The organism is Alkalibacterium indicireducens (assembly GCF_039522005.1).
GTDB lineage: Bacteria > Bacillota > Bacilli > Lactobacillales > Carnobacteriaceae_A > Alkalibacterium > Alkalibacterium indicireducens.
In genome coordinates, this window is record NZ_BAAADA010000107.1 from 1 (window position 1) to 16211 (window position 16211).

A 16211-nucleotide genomic window follows, 5' to 3' on the forward strand; every position below is an offset into this window, starting at 1 on the left:
TGAGAAAGACAAAAACAATAAACTGCGTTTCAGATTTCTAGAATAAATTTCCGAGAATAACTTTACACATACTTGTTGAGTAGGTAAGTACAATTTGCTGAGGTTACTGATATTGTCTAGCTACACTACTCGCTGTCGCTCCTACGATAACAACAATAGTTGTACGTACCTGAAGCACTACAACTTGTAAGGACAAGTCTGACACCGTTCAAAAAAGATGGATGGACCCATTGCGCGGTATGCTCTTCTGACGCATACTCTGCCTCTACGCATTGAAAATGCTAGAGGCACAGCAATTCAGGGCCACACCCCCTATTTTTTGAAGGTATCAGGACGGACTTGTGTAGCTTTTCTTGTTCAATATGTTCACAAGTGTGTCGTTTTGCTCCTATTATTGTCGCACAAAATACCTGTCAAATGCCATAAAGATTAGAACAAAATTATGTCAATCTAATCTTGTGAAAACATAGACAGAGTAATACTTTTAATGTAAGATGTACAGAGAAAAAGAATGGAAGGACAATGTACATGTTTACCAGAATTAAAACAATGAAAGTGCTGCTGATGGTTTCTGTCCTGTCTCTTGGACTGCTGGGATGTCAGGAAGAAGATCCTAGAGGACTGGCTGATCAGCCCTATGATCGAACAGAATTTCTACTTGGAACCGTTGCAAATATGAAAGTTTATAATGAAGGTCAGGAAGAGGCGTTGGACAAAGCATTCGAGCGCGTGCAGGAACTGGATGAATGGTTTGCGATGCAGAACCCGGAATCTGAAATTTCTGAAGTGAATCGTCAAGCTGGAATCGAGCCGGTTGAAGTCTCAGAGGAAGTATTCCACGTGATGAAACGTGCTCTATATTATGCAGAAGAATCAGGTGGCAGTTTTGATCCGACCATCGGTGTAGTCACCAGCTTGTGGGGGATCGGACAGGACGATGCAGCAGTACCTGAAGCGAATGAACTGGCTGAGGCAGTTGCACTGGTCGATTACCAGAAGGTGGAACTGAACGAAGCAGAACAGACGGTCTACCTTCAGGAAGAAGGCATGGTCCTTGACCTGGGAGCCATCGCAAAAGGATACATTACAGATGAAGCGGCACGTGTATTGGTGGAAGAAGGAGTCAATACGGCTATCGTCGATCTGGGTGGAGACATCGTGGTTGTTGGTAACAGCACACGAGGGGAAGATCAACCCTGGAACGTCGGGATTCAGAATCCTTATGGGGAACGCGGAGAAATACTGGGAATCGTTCCCGTTTCAGACCGAGCGATCGTCACTTCTGGAATCTATGAGCGTCTTGTCAGAGACGGGGATGACGAATATCATCATCTGATGGATCCGGAAACTGGCTTTCCGATCGACAACAACATCTCCGGCATCAGCATCATTGCGGATAATGCTATGGATGCTGATGCGCTGGTTAACATTGCGTTTTCCCTTGGTGTAGAAGACGGACTGAATTACATCAATGGACTTGAAGATGTAGAAGTGATCTACATTACTAACGAGATGGAAATATATGCCTCCGAGGGAATCAATGAACAGATTGAAATCAGGGACAATGACTTTGAAATGATGAACTAAGCTGATTTGACAGGCTTTTTACTGCATGGTAAAGTATAGAAGACTATGAAGTAAAACATAAGTCCTTGAAGTGAGGAAATAAATCTATGAAAAAGAAACTGGCACTGGCTTGTACTGAATGCGGATCCCGAAACTATTCGAAGGAAGTAGGAACCAAAGTACGTACTGAGCGCCTTGAAATTAAAAAATACTGCCGTTATTGCAAAACACACACATTACACAGAGAAACAAAGTAAAGAAACAGAGCACTGATACGAACTAACCGGAAGATTCAGGTGGAAGGAGTCCTTCATGAACAAAGTTAAAACATTTTTTGGTGAAGTAAAACATGAACTGAAAGAGACGACATGGCCTAAAAAAGATGCGATGAAGAAAAATACAGCAACTGTTTTCGGCGTTATGGCATTTTTTGGCGTATTCTTTTATGCAGCAGATGCAGCCATCAGCTTTTTATTGAATATAATTTGACAACCGCTTAAGTTAGTAGCATTTTCACTATCTGCATGCTATACTACGTATCGAGAGTTGACGAAAAACCTTTCTTCCATAAGTGAAGAAGGTTTTTTTAGTATGACAAATAAAAGATAAACTAAAGGAGTCTACAATGAACGAATTAGAAAGTGCAAAAGCCTGGTACGTGCTTCATACGTATTCCGGTTATGAAAACAAAGTCAAACAGAACCTTGAATCCCGTGCGAAAAGCATGAACATGGAAGAACGTATTCTCCAAGTCATTATTCCAGAAGAGGAAACAACTACTGAGAAAGACGGCAAGACCAAAATGGAAAAAGAAAAGATATTCCCTGGATATGTCCTGGTTGAAATGATCATGTCTGATGATGCCTGGTACGTTGTCCGTAATACACCTGGTGTGACCGGGTTCGTTGGGTCGCACGGAGCAGGAAGTAAACCGTCACCGCTTCTACCGGAAGAAATCGACCAGATCCTTCGCAGCATGGGTATCAATCCACGTAAAATCGAAATGGACGTCGAGCTGGGTGAACGCATCAAGATTGTTGGCGGAGCATTTGCCGGCATGGAAGGAACCGTTACAGAACTTGAAACAGAAAAAGGAAAAATCAAAGCTTCTGTTGAAATGTTCGGACGTGAAACCAATGCGGAACTTGACTACAACCAGATTTCCAAACTGGATGACTAAAATAACAGTTGCAATAACTGAACAGTAGTGGTAAACTATTTCAGTGTGCCTTATACACGTGTATTTTGCATGCTCAGAAGTGGGAGAGGAAAATTATAACCTCATTTAACCACTCACGGACAAAATCAAGGAGGTATGTCTCGTGGCAAAGAAAGTAGTAAACGTCGTGAAACTGCAGATTCCTGCAGGGAAAGCTAATCCGGCTCCCCCAGTAGGACCAGCATTGGGACAAGCGCAAGTAAACATCATGGGATTCTGTAAAGAGTTCAACGCTCGTACAGCTGACCAGGCAGGAATGATCATTCCTGTAGTTATTTCTGTATATGAAGACCGTTCATTTACATTTATCACTAAAACACCACCTGCAGCAGTATTGCTTAAAAAAGCAGCTGGAGTAGAGTCTGGTTCTGGTGAACCAAACACTAAAAAAGTGGCATCTGTAACACGTGCTCAAGTACAGGAAATCGCTGAAACAAAAATGGAAGACCTAAACGCAGCTGACGTTGAAGCAGCTATGCGCATGGTCGAAGGTACAGCACGTAGCATGGGATTCACTGTCGAAGGATAATGAATTCACCCCATTGCTTGCTGCCTCCGCAACCTGAGAAAAGCCCAGCTTTTCAACTAAGTGCATGAGCTAATGACTCATTGCTTTTGCGGAGATCAAGTGGGAGGTTAAACCGCTAATACCACAACAAGGAGGAAAAATATAATGGCTAAAAAGAGCAAAAAATACGTAGCTGCTTTGGAAAAAGTAGACCGTGAGAAACAATATGATGCAACTGAAGCATTAGAATTAGTTAAAGAAATCGACTACGCTGGTTTCGACGCTACTATCGAAGTAGCTTACAGACTAGGTGTCGACCCTAAACAAGCTGACCAGCAGATCCGTGGCGCAATGGTATTGCCGCACGGTACTGGTAAAACTCAAACTGTGATCGTATTCGCTAAAGGAGACGCTGCTAAAGCTGCTGAAGAAGCAGGAGCAGACTTCGTAGGTGACAGCGATCTAGTTGAAAAAGTACAAGGTGGATGGTTAGACTTCGACGTTGTCGTTGCTGCACCTGATATGATGGCTGAAGTAGGTAAACTTGGACGTGTCTTAGGACCTAAAGGTTTAATGCCTAATCCTAAAACAGGAACAGTAACACCAGATGTTGCTAAAGCTGTTAACGACATCAAAGCTGGACAAGTCACTTACCGTGTTGACCGTCAGTCAAATGTACACGTTCCAATCGGAAAAGTGTCATTCGATATTGACAAGCTGAAAGAAAACTTGGCAGCACTTCACGACGTGATCGTAAAAGCTAAACCTGCAAGCTCTAAAGGTGTCTACATCAAGAACATGGCAGTAGCAAGCACGTTCGGTCCTGGTGTCAAAGTGGACAACAGTACAGTTCTTAAATAAAAAATGTTGAATTCTCTTGACCTGCATAACATAGCTTGCTATACTTATGCAGGTTAAGGAATTAAACTTAATTGAATATGCATTGATGAATGAAAGTCAGGCAGTCCTTTGTCTAAACGGCAGGCTGAATGACTGGATAATACCGAAGACAGTATGTGGCTCTGACCTTAATATCATACCGAGGATAAAGTGATGAACAGTCAATTTACACTCCCTCTATGTCTACGGTGACATGGGGTTTTTTTGTACGCTCCGTTCCTTAAAGGATGGAAAGTAAAAAAACAATCCTCATTTCAATCGATCAGGAGGTGAAACATCAATGAGTAAAGCAAGTGTCATTGCAAAAAAAGAAGAATTAGTTAATGAACTGACTAAGAAATTCGAAGATGCACAAGCAGTAGTCGTAGTAGACTACCGTGGATTGACAGTAGGCCAGGTTACTGAACTACGTAAGCAATTACGTGACGCAGGAATCGAAATGCGCGTACTGAAAAACACTATGCTTCGTCGTGCGGCTGAAGCTGCTGGCCTGGAAGGAATGGAAGATGTCTTCAAAGGACCTACAGCTGTGGCATTCAGTAACGAAGAAGTCGTAGCACCTGCTAAAATCATCGCTGAATTTGCTAAAGATGCAGAAGCGCTTGAAATTAAAGGTGGCGTCCTGGAAGGTAAAGTTGCTGACGTTGATCAAATCAACAAAATCGCAAAACTACCAAGTCGCGAAGGCCTACTTTCAATGCTACTATCTGTACTACAAGCACCTATGCGAAACACTGCATTGGCTGTCAAAGCAGTTGCAGAGAAAAAAGCAGAAGAAGAAGCTGCATAATCACGCAGCCGATTCAAATTGTTTTAACCTATACCTTGGTATAGCATGCTGACAAGCAAACCAACTAATATAATTAAAATGGAGGAAAACAAAAATGGCATTAGATATTGAAAAAATCATTGCTGACTTGAAAGAGTCAACTGTCGTAGAATTAAACGACTTAGTAAGCGCAATCGAAGAAGAATTCGGCGTTGAAGCAGCAGCACCAGTAGCAGCAGCGGGAGCAGCTGACGGTGGAGCAGCAGAACAAACTGAATTCACAGTAGAATTAGCATCAGCTGGTTCAGCTAAAATCAAAGTAATCAAAGCAGTTCGTGAAGCTACTGGTCTTGGCTTGAAAGAAGCTAAAGCATTAGTAGACGGAGCTCCTTCAGCAGTTAAAGAAGGCGTATCTAAAGACGAAGCTGAAGAACTTAAAGCTAAGCTTGAAGAAGCTGGAGCTTCTGTAGAAGTTAAGTAATTAACTCTCTACAAAATTAAATAATCAGTTCAGAACCCCTTTAGTTGTAACTAGTTTATGACGAAGGGGTTTTTCTGTTTCTACTATTTTGTGTCATTTTCAAGTTTGTATAGGAATAAGCAAGTATATTTGATAAAATGTGTCTTTGAACAGATGAAACAATTACTTATCAGACTTCGACTTAAAATATGGAAAGGACGCAACTTATGAACAATGAAAAATACCCTCAGCGTATAGATTATGGCGTGATCTTGTCGGTCATGTTGCTGGCCATCATCAGTATCTTATCCCTCTATTCGACTACGGTCCTGATTCAGGGTGGATCCATCGGAATGACCGTCAGGCAGATCGCCTGGTACGGAATTGGAACGATCGCTGTTCTCGTCATTATGCAGTTTGATTCAGAACAGCTATGGAAAATGACCACCTATCTCTACATTGCCGGACTCATTATTTTACTTCTGACTTTAGTCTTTTATGATAGAGAGATTGCTGCTCAGACTGGTGGGAACAGGTGGGTCACATTAGGACCTTTAGGGACAGTACAGCCGTCCGAATTTGTTAAGATCCCCTACATTCTCATGCTAGCCAAAATAATCACCAAACATAACAGTCTCTACCGCGTTCGTGAATACCAGACAGATTTGATCCTGATCGGAAAGCTGTCAGTCATCGGTCTTATACCTGTCGTGATCGTATTCATGCAGAAAGACTTGGGAACTGCACTTGTTTATCTGGCCATTCTGATCGGTGTTGTGCTTTTATCTGGAATAAAATGGCAGATTCTGCTTCCAGTCTATCTACTGGTATCTATTGTGGGGATCACCTTGATCCTATTGGTTGTTTATAATAGAGAATTCCTGTTGAATACGGGACTTTTTAGACCTTATCAGTTTGCCCGTATCGATACGTGGCTGAATCCTCATCAGGGAGCCAACGATACCTCATTTCAGATTATCCAGGCCTTTAAAGCGATAGGGTCGGGTGGCGTATTCGGAAAAGGATTTGGCGTGAGTGAAGTGTTTGTACCTGTAAGAGAATCCGACATGATTTTTGCAACGATTGGAGAAAACTTCGGTTTTGCCGGAGGTGCATTTCTGATCTTCATTTACTTCATCCAGGTCTATCATATGATTAGAGTCGTATATGATACGAAAAATGAGTTCTACGCTTATATTGCGACAGGGGTTATTATGATGATCGTATTCCACGTGCTTGAAAACATAGGAATGAACATCGGACTTCTGCCGATGACAGGAATCCCGCTTCCGTTTGTCTCTCAAGGTGGGTCAGCACTCATCAGTAATATGAGTGGGATCGGACTAATCTTGTCCATGCGCTACCATCATAAATCTTACTTCTTCTCCGGAGAAGGAGAAGAGTTCCATCCGGGATCATAATAACTTGAGAGCAGGAAAGGGTGGACAACATGTTACGCGATAGAATCAAATATGTAGATAAGCTAATAGTTATACCGTACCTGACCTTGACGCTGTTCAGTATCGTTATGGTTTACAGTGCCAGCAGTTACAGTGCATTATTTAATTACGGCAATCCTCATCATTATCTGCCTAGGCAGACGGTGTCTGTCGTGATCGGCTATGTCGTTTTTTTAATAGCATTCTTTTTTCCAATCAAATGGCTGAAAAACAAGAAGTTAGTCATCTGGGGAATTGTCATTACAGCCACCTCCCTTTTTATCCTTCTTATTTTCGGGAGGGAGATATATGGAGCCAGACGGTGGATCGAAACGCCCTTCTTCAATATTCAGCCTGCCGAATTTGCCAAGTTTATGGTGATCTGGTATCTGGCTTATATTCTGTCAAAAAAACAGCGGAAAATAGCAGAAGATTTCTTTAGCGCTATTGTGGCGCCGCTGATACTGATTTCCCTCATCGTGCTGTTTATTTACATTCAACCCGATACAGGGTCGTCGTTCATTATTGTACTCATTGGAGCGATTATGATTTTTGCCAGTGGTGTCTCACCAAAACTGGGCTTTGGCTTTGGCCTCATCGGAGTAGCGGGTCTACTAGGCTTGTCACGGCTGATCCGACAGTACGGCACAAGTCTATTTTTCCTTAACGAATACCGCTACAATCGTTTCCTGGGTTTCTGGGATCCCTTCACACTGGCTGAAGGAGCCGGCATGCAGCTGGTTCACTCCTATTATGCCTTGGGTCGTGGAGGTCTACTGGGCGTCGGATTAGGAAACAGCGTGCAGAAGACAGGTTTCCTTCCGTTTCCTTATACTGATTTTATTGTGGCAATTATAGGGGAAGAATTTGGCCTAGTTGGAATCCTCGTACTGCTTTTAACGTTCACCTTGATGGCGTCACGTCTTTTTCTGACAGCCATACGGTCCAAGCAGACTTTTGAATCTCTTTTATGTTTAGGAATAGCAACTATGTTTATGGTACAAGCCTTCATAAACCTCGGTGGAGTAATCGGGGTAATGCCTATCACTGGGCTGACTTTTCCGTTCGTCAGTTATGGCGGATCGAGCATGATTGTTCTGTCTGCATCGATCGGTCTAGTTGCCAATGTCTCTGTACGAATCAATTACAATAAGGATAAAGCTAATAAGTCATAAACAAGAGGGCTGGAATCCGTGCGTTTCTTCATTAAGCAGCAGGTGATGTCACTGAAAGACCGGTTTTATGTCAAGGATGAAGACGGAAGAGATCGTTATTTTGTCGAGGGAGAGTTTCTCGCTTTCGCCAAGAAGCTCCGCATCTATGATGAACACAACAATGAGGTAGTATATATTGAACAGATCAAACTCTGGAACTTTCTTCCAGAATTTGATCTGTTCATGAACAATGAAAAAGTGGCTACAGTAAAAAAAGAATGGGCCTTTTTCCGCAATAACCATTCGATCATCGGACAGGACTGGCACATTGAAGGATCAGTGACTGCACATGACTATGTCATTAAAAAAAGAACCGTGTGGTTGTGGATATCAATAAGAAATGGCTGTGCTGGGGAGACGCTTACGAATCAATCTCTATGAAGAACGTGATCTGGAGATTTTGCTGGGCGTCGTCATTGTTATCGACTGTGTAATATCGGCAGCTAGAGCAAATAGTTCCTCCTGATCTGTAAAAAACCTGTGAAGAGCTAACGGATTATAATGAATCCGGTCAACTCTTCACAGGTTTTTTAGTTTTAATTAAGCTTCAAACCGGTAGACTAAGGGTGTCTACGATGCACGGCTCTCTTTGAGAGTCATTTGACGAGCGGTCAGAAGGAAGGCGATGTTGAGTCCATGAAAAAGCAAGGCTGTGTAGAAGGCTGGGGCGTATGAACCGGTAAAGTCGAAGACATATCCCACCACGGCCATGGATAAAGCTCCACCGATCCCTGAAACGAAGGACAGGATCGGAAAGATCCGAATATAAAGCTCTCTTCCGAAAAATTCAGTAGTCAGCAGGGGCAAGGCAACAGCCGGTACGGAGAAAACCGAACCGAACACAAAAGACCCGAAAATCTGAGCAGCGGGATGAGTGAATAATAAAAGTATCAGGATACCGACGATGTTGATGGCGATCATAAGAATAGTGGATCTGACGATACCTAAAACGTCACCGACTGCCCCGATAATCAGCTTGAATGAGATGTTTCCAACCATCACAGCTGAAAGCATGACCCCTCCCACTTGTGAGGACAGGAGATTTGTCTCTGCAAAACCAGGCAGGTGCTGAGACACCCCGGTAATCGACGTATGCAGAAGACCTATAATCAGGACAAGCAGGAAAGAAGGCTGTGTAAAGGAAAAGGTACTCCAGTCGGCTTTCTTGATCACTTTCTTCTGCTCCTCTTCTTCAGTGTCATAGCCGTAAGGAAGGTAGCCATCATCTCTAGGGTTCAGCGAGTACCGGTAGATGATGGCAGGAAGAGCCAGAACGAACATCAGCAGGCCCATAATGATGAAGCTGTTTTCCCAGCCTATAGTCTGAATCAGTGACGTGAAGACAGGGGAAAATATCGCTCCGGCGATGCCGCTGAAGCCGAAGGACAGACTCATGGCCAGGCCCTTTTTCTTTTCAAACCAGTTGTTCACGATAAGTGACAAGGGTACCATAGCATACAGACCGGCTCCAACACCTCGCAGGATACCAAGAACGTAAAACACCCACATCGTCCGAGTGAAGGCCATGAGGATGGTGGATACCGAAGCCAGGGTAACAGCACCAATCAGCAGCGGCTTCCATCCGAACCGGTTGAGTAAGGGAGCAAAGTATAAAGAAATAAAAGCTAAAGCGAGAGACGAAAGGGTAGCATGCATAGCAAATGTTCCGCGATAAATATTAAGGCTTTCAGATACAGGTGTGTAAAATACCCCGATTACGTTTAAATTGATGCCGATCGCGCTGGCAGACAAGCCGCAGCTTACAGCCAGGACGAGCCAGTGCTTTAGAGATTCAGACGGTTTCGTCATATGTATCGTTCCTCTTTTCAAATCAGTCTTAAGGTTTAGTATACTGATTTTTAGTAAGTAAAGCAAAGGTACAGTGGCTATGGCAGATATGAAAAAAAGAGTTGCAATTCCATTTGTGTACTGGTACACTATTTAAAGCAAAGCTCCTTTAACTCTATCCAGAGAGGTAGAAAAGGATGGAAAAACTTATATATCCAGCCGTTTCCGGAGGACACTCAATAGCCAGGTCTGGTGAGAGAGCTGTTCAGGAAACACATGGGTTCCATCTTATCTAAAGGTCCTTTTGCATTATGTAAAGGGCATTTTTTTATGCCCAAAAACAAGAAGAAAGGGACGATAAGTTATGGCAATACAACAAAGACCATTGATTTTAGATGTGGAGGCAAGACCTGCACCGCTGAAAGGATTACTTTTAAGTCTTCAGCATGTGTTCGCAATGTTTGGAGCAACTATTTTAGTACCGATATTACTTGACATGCCCGTATCCGTTGCCCTCTTGGCGAGTGGAGTCGGAACGATTATTTATCAGATCGCGACAAAAGCAAAAGTCCCGGTATATCTGGGATCATCATTTGCCTATATTGCAGCAATGCAAATTGCGATAGATCAGATGGGTGGCGACGTTAGTGCTGCTCAGACTGGCGTCATTATGGTCGGATTATTATACGTTGTTATTGCAGCTATTATTAACTATACAGGAACAGCATGGGTGGATAAAGTGCTTCCCCCAATCGTTATCGGCCCCATGATCATAGTCATCGGACTTGGATTAGCAGGAAATGCAGTGACAAGTGCCGGACTCGTGATGGATTCTGACTGGCGTACCATTTTCGTAGCCATCTCAACGTTTCTGATCACCGCATTCGTTAATACTCAAGGTAAAGGATTCTTTAAAATCATTCCTTTCCTGATAGGGATTGCTGGTGGATATATTATCGCAGTGCTGCTAGGAGTAGTCGATTTCACTCCGGTAATAGAAGCAAACTGGTTTGCATTACCTCAGTTGTATCTGCCATTTGAAACCACTACATTTAACAGTTATTCATTCTACTTCGGACCTGAGTCATGGGCACTGGTTCCAATCGTTTTAGTAACGGTTGCAGAACATATTGGGGATCATTCAGTCCTTGGAAAGATATGTGACCGGGAATTCCTAAAAGATCCTGGATTGAAACGAACATTGATTGGTGATGGAGTGGCAACGGCTGTCTCAGGATTCTTCGGAGGGCCGGCTAATACGACCTACGGAGAAAATACTGGAGTCATAGGAATGACTCGTATCGCATCTGTATCAGTTATCAGAAATGCAGCGTTGATCGCTGTTATGCTAAGCTTCATGGGTAAATTTACAGCCCTTATCTCAACCATTCCTGGAGCTGTACTGGGAGGGATGTCGATCTTACTTTATGGTGTTATTGCAAGTAACGGATTAAAAGTGATGATCGAAGATAAAGTGGACTTCAACCAGTCCCGAAACCTGATCATTGCCAGCTCAATGCTTGTAGTCGGATTGGGCGGAGCGGTACTTGACGTTGCAGGTTTCGTCACATTATCAGGGACGGCATTAAGTGCCATGATCGGTGTCATTTTAAATCTGGTTTTACCAAAAGAAGAAGCAGAGTACGAACCGGAAGTGTAATGAACAGCAGTCAGTAAACCAGATCCAGGAACGTATTCTTAAACTGGAATGATACACTCGGCAGCTTCTATCTTCTGATGGGGATTGGATGGAAGATGACTCTGAAAAAACGGTTAAAGAGAATATGCGTGTAACTAAATATGATGACTCGATTTATTAATTTAATTATTCCATCAAACGAAAGTGCACCTGCCTTCCGTTCCTTTAGTAGAAAAGGAACGGAAGGCAGGTGTTTTTATATTTTTTTTGAGTTTAATGGGTCATTATATGACCTGTAATAATATAATGTAATGACCTTGTATACACTATAAAATAAACCTATTATATAGCTGTAAGACGCAGACGGTTTTTCAAATGTTGCTGACTCATTCAACAGAACAACTGGAAGGAGTGAAGGCATGTTCATTTATTCAGAAAAAATCTATACACCGAGTGGATATCAATCCGGTTATCTTGAAGTGGAAGATGGGAAGATTGAAGGTATCCATGATACTATCGAAAAGTGAGTCGACGCTTAAGCGGAGCATTTATACGTTGAATGAATACATTCCCGATCACCTGACGTTCAGCATCAGTCATCATGAGATCAGAACGAATATGACTTATGCTGACTTTACGGCTCTCTGTCAGCGGCTAGATATGAATGACTATTCCCCGTCACTGGAAGAGCGACTCAGCCTGATTGTGTGCTTCGGGCTGCTTGACGGCATTGTCAATATGACCGAACTGTATGCCAGGTTGAACCTCAGTTTGTCCACGAAGAAGAAAGACAGGAAAGAACTGGGCTTTCTCCTTCAACAAAATGGCATTGAAGTAGTAAACAGGCATAGGAAAGGAGTCAGTTTTGAAGGGAACGAACGGTTTCTCAGAATGATTGCTGCAAGGAATCTGTTGTCTGTCATCGAGTTGAACAAGAATGATGACTATGTTCCTCGGCAGGCCAATACGCCTGTACAGACTCTCCTTTACGAACTGGTGGAGCATTACCTGACGGCTTACCACGACAAAGTGAAAGACAAGCTCTGTGACTTCTTTGGTCCGGATGCCCGATTAGTCGATTATCCATCAAAGAAATTTATCTACCTCCATATGATGATCAGTCTCATACGTATTGAAAAAGGCTATACCATTAAAGAGAGTATTGAAGATATGCCTGAAGTGGCTTCGAATTATCTTCTTCCAGTCCAGGAAGACAGTGATTATCTGGATTACCTGATTGCCTCGTTGAACTACAAGGAACCGTTACACTTTCCATTCAATAGTCAGCTCAAGAGGCTGACCGAAGAGCTGATCAATGTTATAGAAGAAAAAAATCAGGTTCAGTTCTATACGTATGATAGTATATATAATGAGCTGTATGCCTATTTCTATAAGTGTTTGATCAAAAACAAGCTGGCCTACTATTTTTATGATGACAAGCTGGATAATACCAAGACTGTCTTTCCGAAACTGTATGAACAAGTAAAGCGGACAGTCAGTGCGTGGGCGACAGATGACGGCTGTGAGCTGACCGATCATCAGATGTCCGTGGTCTGTCTGATTCTTGAACGGTTCATTATAAAGAACAGAGTTGCCGGCCAGAATAACAGGCGGGTCGTCATCATCACAAATTCTTCGGTCGAGAAAGTTTCATTTTTTCTGGAAGTGTTAAGCCAGCATGTCAATTACGAGATGGTCTCTTATCTGACAATCAACGAGTTATACAGACTTGAAGATATGAAATTCGATACAATCTTGACTTTTTCAAACAGGATCACGGTTCTGCTATCTGAATTAGGATGGGAAAGTATCAAGATAAATTTCTATCTGACAAGTGATGACATCAAGCGGCTGCTCGATCATGGGTTTACAAGCAGCCGTAATAAGAAACTTCTCGCAGAAGAGGTTGTCAGACAGTTGGAAACAAGATCGGATACTCAGGACAGAACCACTTATCTGCAGACAGCTTTTCCGGATATTGTGATTTAAAAAGGGGAGCATTATGATAAAAAGACTGGAACAAGATGGATTTGGACAAATCGGAATACCCGAGGATCGTAAATGGGGACCTCAGACTCAGCGCAGCCTGCAGAACTTCTCTATTGGAAACGAGACGATGCCTCTGGAGCTGATCCGTGCGTATGCACGCGTCAAAAAAGAAGCGGCAGAAACAAATGCCGAGCTGGGGTTACTCGAACCCCAGAAAGCAGACACCATAGCTTCAGTCTGTGATGCGCTCATTAAAGGACACTGGGACAGTGAATTTCCTCTATCCGTCTGGCAGACAGGCAGCGGCACACAGACCAATATGAATGTCAACGAGGTCATAGCTCACCTGGCAAAAGGTGAAAGTGGACTGGACATACATCCAAATGATGACGTTAATAAAGGGCAGAGTACCAACGATACCTTTCCTACATCGATGCACATTGCATCTGTCCGGCTGCTTACTGATCATCTGCTGCCAGTGCTGGGGGAGCTTGAGCACACACTGGAAGAGTTGGAAACCAGGTATAAAGATACGATAAAAATCGGACGGACTCACCTTCAGGATGCAACGCCTGTCACGTTCGGTCAGGAAGTCAGCGGCTGGAAGGAAATGATGGTTCAGAATGCTGAAATGATCCAAGCCGCATTGATTCCATTGAAACGATTGCCACTCGGTGGAACAGCTGTAGGTACCGGATTAAATACCCATCCGGACTTTGCAGAGAAGACTATCCGACGAATCAGTCAGGCATCCGGCATCGAATTTAAGGAGAATCCGAATAAGTTTCACGGCCTGACGAGTAAAGATGCCTTTGTCTTTGCTCACGGCGCACTGAAGGCCCTGGCGGCAAATGCATTGAAGATGGCGAATGATGTCAGGTGGCTATCCAGTGGACCAAGAAGTGGGCTGGGAGAAATAACGATTCCCGCCAATGAAGCAGGCAGCTCCATCATGCCTGGGAAAGTAAATCCTACTCAGGCAGAAGCACTAACAATGGTCTGCGTACAGGTTTTGGGGAATGACACGGCAATCGGTGTCGCAGCTTCACAGGGAAATTTCGAGCTGAACGTTTATATGCCGGTTATTGCTTACAATATGATACAGAGCATTACTTTGCTGGGAGACAGCCTCGCTTTATTTAACAACAAGTGTCTGAAGGGCATTCAAGTGGTGGAAGAAGAGATGAGCAAACTGGTAGACCAGTCGCTGATGCTGGTGACCGCTCTCTCCCCGAAGATCGGCTACGATAAAGCCAGTCAGATTGCCAAAAAAGCCCACGAAGACCAGTCGACTCTGAAAGAAGCAGCTGTTGACCTGGGGATACTTACAGAAGAAGAATTCGAGAAGTATATCGATCCGGCTGACATGGTGTAGTGTGACTGGATGCAATTCATGGAGAAAATGAGATTCTGATACCAGATTTTTAAATCGAACAGAGGCCTGGCGCCTCTGTTTTCTTTTTTTTGAGCAGTTCTGTATCGATGAAACGACTGACTCTTGATGGTGACGCGCTCTATTCCGTCTATAATTGTAGTTCGTTAGCTTTCATTAGTCGATTATGTCGTTAAAACGCTTCTAGCGGAAGTTCAGCTTTTAAAATTCTCTAAAGGTGCTGTTAGAAGACATCTAGCGACAGTTCGGATCAATAATCAATCCAGTTCTTCCGTTAGACAGACTCTAGTAGAAGAAACGCGATCGCGTTTCAGACTAATCTGTAACTAGAAACCTTGTCGCTGGAGTTCCAAGGTTTAACAGGGAGCTAAACTGTAAGTAGGCTGCCTTCTAGATGAAGTATAGCAATAATCAATATTATTAAAGTTTACCTATATCAGTCAGAGGGAGAAAACTAGTCTAAAATGAACAAGGATTGTAGTCCGGCCGGTTGAATAGTATACTTAAAGCACACTGACTACAAAGCAAAAGAGGAGTATCAGATGACTGATCATTATTTTACATCGAAGCCGAGTGCTGATAAAAACGAAAAGAAAATTGAAGCCAGACTTAAGGGACAGCAGATGACCTTCACGACAGATGCTGGAGTCTTTTCGAGAGACCGTGTGGACTTCGGGTCTAAGGTTATGATCGAAGCAATTGACGAGCGGGCATTTTCCACGGGGGAGGTCCTGGATGTCGGATGTGGGTACGGGCCTGTCGGGCTGTCTTTAGCCAAGGCGAATCCGTCTCTTCACATCGATATGATCGACGTAAACGAACGGGCCCTCGAGCTGGCTAAGAAGAATGCCGAACTGAACGGGGTTTCCAATGTCTCTATTTTTCTTTCTTCCATATATGAGCAAGTCGAGAAACAGACCTATGGCGCTGTCATTTCCAATCCGCCGATTCGTGCGGGAAAACAGACGGTGCATCAGATCATCACGGATGCCAAGAAACATCTAGCGGACAACGGGGTACTGATCATCGTTATTCAGAAGAAGCAGGGCGCACCGAGCGCGAAGAAAGTCATGGAAGAAACTTACGGAAATGTCACCCGTATTGGCCTCGATAAAGGCTACTGGGTTTTGCAGTCTGAAAAGGTAACTCCCAATAATCTATGAAAAATTATGTTTCCCAAATTTCTCGTTGCTCGTATGATGATTTCTGTCGATGAAGGTAATATAATCCAATCCTTGTCTGGATTAAACAGCTTTATAACTCAAGTTTCGCACCCCTAAGAACTCCGTTCTATCCTTTACATTATAAGGATTATTTAGATTAATCA

At 43.3% G+C, this 16211-nt stretch carries 16 protein-coding genes and 1 other annotated feature; of the genes, 15 read left to right on the forward strand and 1 reads right to left on the reverse strand.

The features are described 5' to 3' along the window. Window positions 1-528 precede the first annotated feature (528 nt). The 11 genes from ABFX15_RS06375 to ABFX15_RS06425 all read left to right on the forward strand — a co-directional run bounded on the left by ABFX15_RS06375 (window position 529) and on the right by ABFX15_RS06425 (window position 8456). Window positions 529-1587 (forward strand): FAD:protein FMN transferase, encoded by a 1059-nt coding sequence (locus ABFX15_RS06375; RefSeq protein WP_346024634.1) that lies wholly within the window; start codon window positions 529-531, stop codon window positions 1585-1587. Between the two features lie 86 nt (window positions 1588-1673). Continuing rightward, window positions 1674-1823: a 50S ribosomal protein L33 gene (gene rpmG / locus ABFX15_RS06380; RefSeq protein ID WP_346024635.1), complete on the forward strand. Its 150-nt coding sequence runs from the start codon at window positions 1674-1676 to the stop codon at window positions 1821-1823. A 55-nt stretch (window positions 1824-1878) separates the two neighbouring features. Further along, window positions 1879-2055, forward strand: a complete 177-nt coding sequence (gene secE / locus ABFX15_RS06385; RefSeq protein ID WP_346024636.1) for a preprotein translocase subunit SecE — start codon at window positions 1879-1881, stop codon at window positions 2053-2055. 136 nt (window positions 2056-2191) lie between these two features. Further along, window positions 2192-2746: a transcription termination/antitermination protein NusG gene (gene nusG / locus ABFX15_RS06390; RefSeq protein ID WP_091265356.1), complete on the forward strand. Its 555-nt coding sequence runs from the start codon at window positions 2192-2194 to the stop codon at window positions 2744-2746. A 142-nt stretch (window positions 2747-2888) separates the two neighbouring features. Next, window positions 2889-3314 carry a 50S ribosomal protein L11 gene (rplK, locus tag ABFX15_RS06395; RefSeq protein WP_346024637.1) on the forward strand — a complete coding sequence of 142 codons (426 nt, stop codon included), beginning with the start codon at window positions 2889-2891 and terminating at the stop codon, window positions 3312-3314. Between the two features lie 144 nt (window positions 3315-3458). After that, window positions 3459-4154 carry a 50S ribosomal protein L1 gene (gene rplA / locus ABFX15_RS06400; RefSeq protein ID WP_346024638.1) on the forward strand — a complete coding sequence of 232 codons (696 nt, stop codon included), beginning with the start codon at window positions 3459-3461 and terminating at the stop codon, window positions 4152-4154. Window positions 4155-4278: 124 nt separating this feature from the next. Next, window positions 4279-4408: a sequence feature (ribosomal protein L10 leader region), on the forward strand. Between the two features lie 65 nt (window positions 4409-4473). Further along, complete coding sequence (gene rplJ / locus ABFX15_RS06405; RefSeq protein WP_091265348.1) at window positions 4474-4983, forward strand: 50S ribosomal protein L10; 510 nt, start codon at window positions 4474-4476, stop codon at window positions 4981-4983. A 94-nt stretch (window positions 4984-5077) separates the two neighbouring features. Further along, a complete protein-coding gene (gene rplL, locus ABFX15_RS06410) occupies window positions 5078-5443 on the forward strand; it encodes a 50S ribosomal protein L7/L12 (protein ID WP_346024639.1) in 366 nt (121 codons plus the stop codon). A 206-nt stretch (window positions 5444-5649) separates the two neighbouring features. Continuing rightward, the gene (locus ABFX15_RS06415) at window positions 5650-6843 is read left to right on the forward strand and encodes an FtsW/RodA/SpoVE family cell cycle protein (protein ID WP_346024640.1); all 1194 of its coding nucleotides are present in this window, start codon (window positions 5650-5652) and stop codon (window positions 6841-6843) included. 29 nt (window positions 6844-6872) lie between these two features. Beyond that, on the forward strand, window positions 6873-8036 hold the full coding sequence (locus ABFX15_RS06420; protein WP_346024641.1) for an FtsW/RodA/SpoVE family cell cycle protein: 1164 nt from the start codon (window positions 6873-6875) through the stop codon (window positions 8034-8036). Between the two features lie 18 nt (window positions 8037-8054). Next, complete coding sequence (locus ABFX15_RS06425; RefSeq protein WP_346024642.1) at window positions 8055-8456, forward strand: LURP-one-related/scramblase family protein; 402 nt, start codon at window positions 8055-8057, stop codon at window positions 8454-8456. Between the two features lie 189 nt (window positions 8457-8645). Here the strand turns inward: ABFX15_RS06425 and ABFX15_RS06430 are convergent, their stop codons facing one another. After that, window positions 8646-9884: an MFS transporter gene (locus ABFX15_RS06430; RefSeq protein WP_346024643.1), complete on the reverse strand. Its 1239-nt coding sequence runs from the start codon at window positions 9882-9884 to the stop codon at window positions 8646-8648. A gap of 343 nt (window positions 9885-10227) precedes the next feature. Here ABFX15_RS06430 and ABFX15_RS06435 point away from each other — a divergent pair, with 343 nt between their 5' ends. From ABFX15_RS06435 to ABFX15_RS06450, 4 genes are all read left to right on the forward strand, one after another. Then, a complete protein-coding gene (locus ABFX15_RS06435) occupies window positions 10228-11523 on the forward strand; it encodes a uracil-xanthine permease family protein (protein ID WP_346024644.1) in 1296 nt (431 codons plus the stop codon). Window positions 11524-12009: 486 nt separating this feature from the next. Further along, the gene (locus ABFX15_RS06440; protein WP_346024645.1) at window positions 12010-13491 is read left to right on the forward strand and encodes a BglG family transcription antiterminator; all 1482 of its coding nucleotides are present in this window, start codon (window positions 12010-12012) and stop codon (window positions 13489-13491) included. Window positions 13492-13504: 13 nt separating this feature from the next. Beyond that, the gene (locus ABFX15_RS06445; RefSeq protein ID WP_346024646.1) at window positions 13505-14866 is read left to right on the forward strand and encodes a class II fumarate hydratase; all 1362 of its coding nucleotides are present in this window, start codon (window positions 13505-13507) and stop codon (window positions 14864-14866) included. Window positions 14867-15426: 560 nt separating this feature from the next. Then, the gene (locus ABFX15_RS06450) at window positions 15427-16047 is read left to right on the forward strand and encodes a class I SAM-dependent methyltransferase (protein WP_346024647.1); all 621 of its coding nucleotides are present in this window, start codon (window positions 15427-15429) and stop codon (window positions 16045-16047) included. Window positions 16048-16211: the final 164 nt, after the last annotated feature.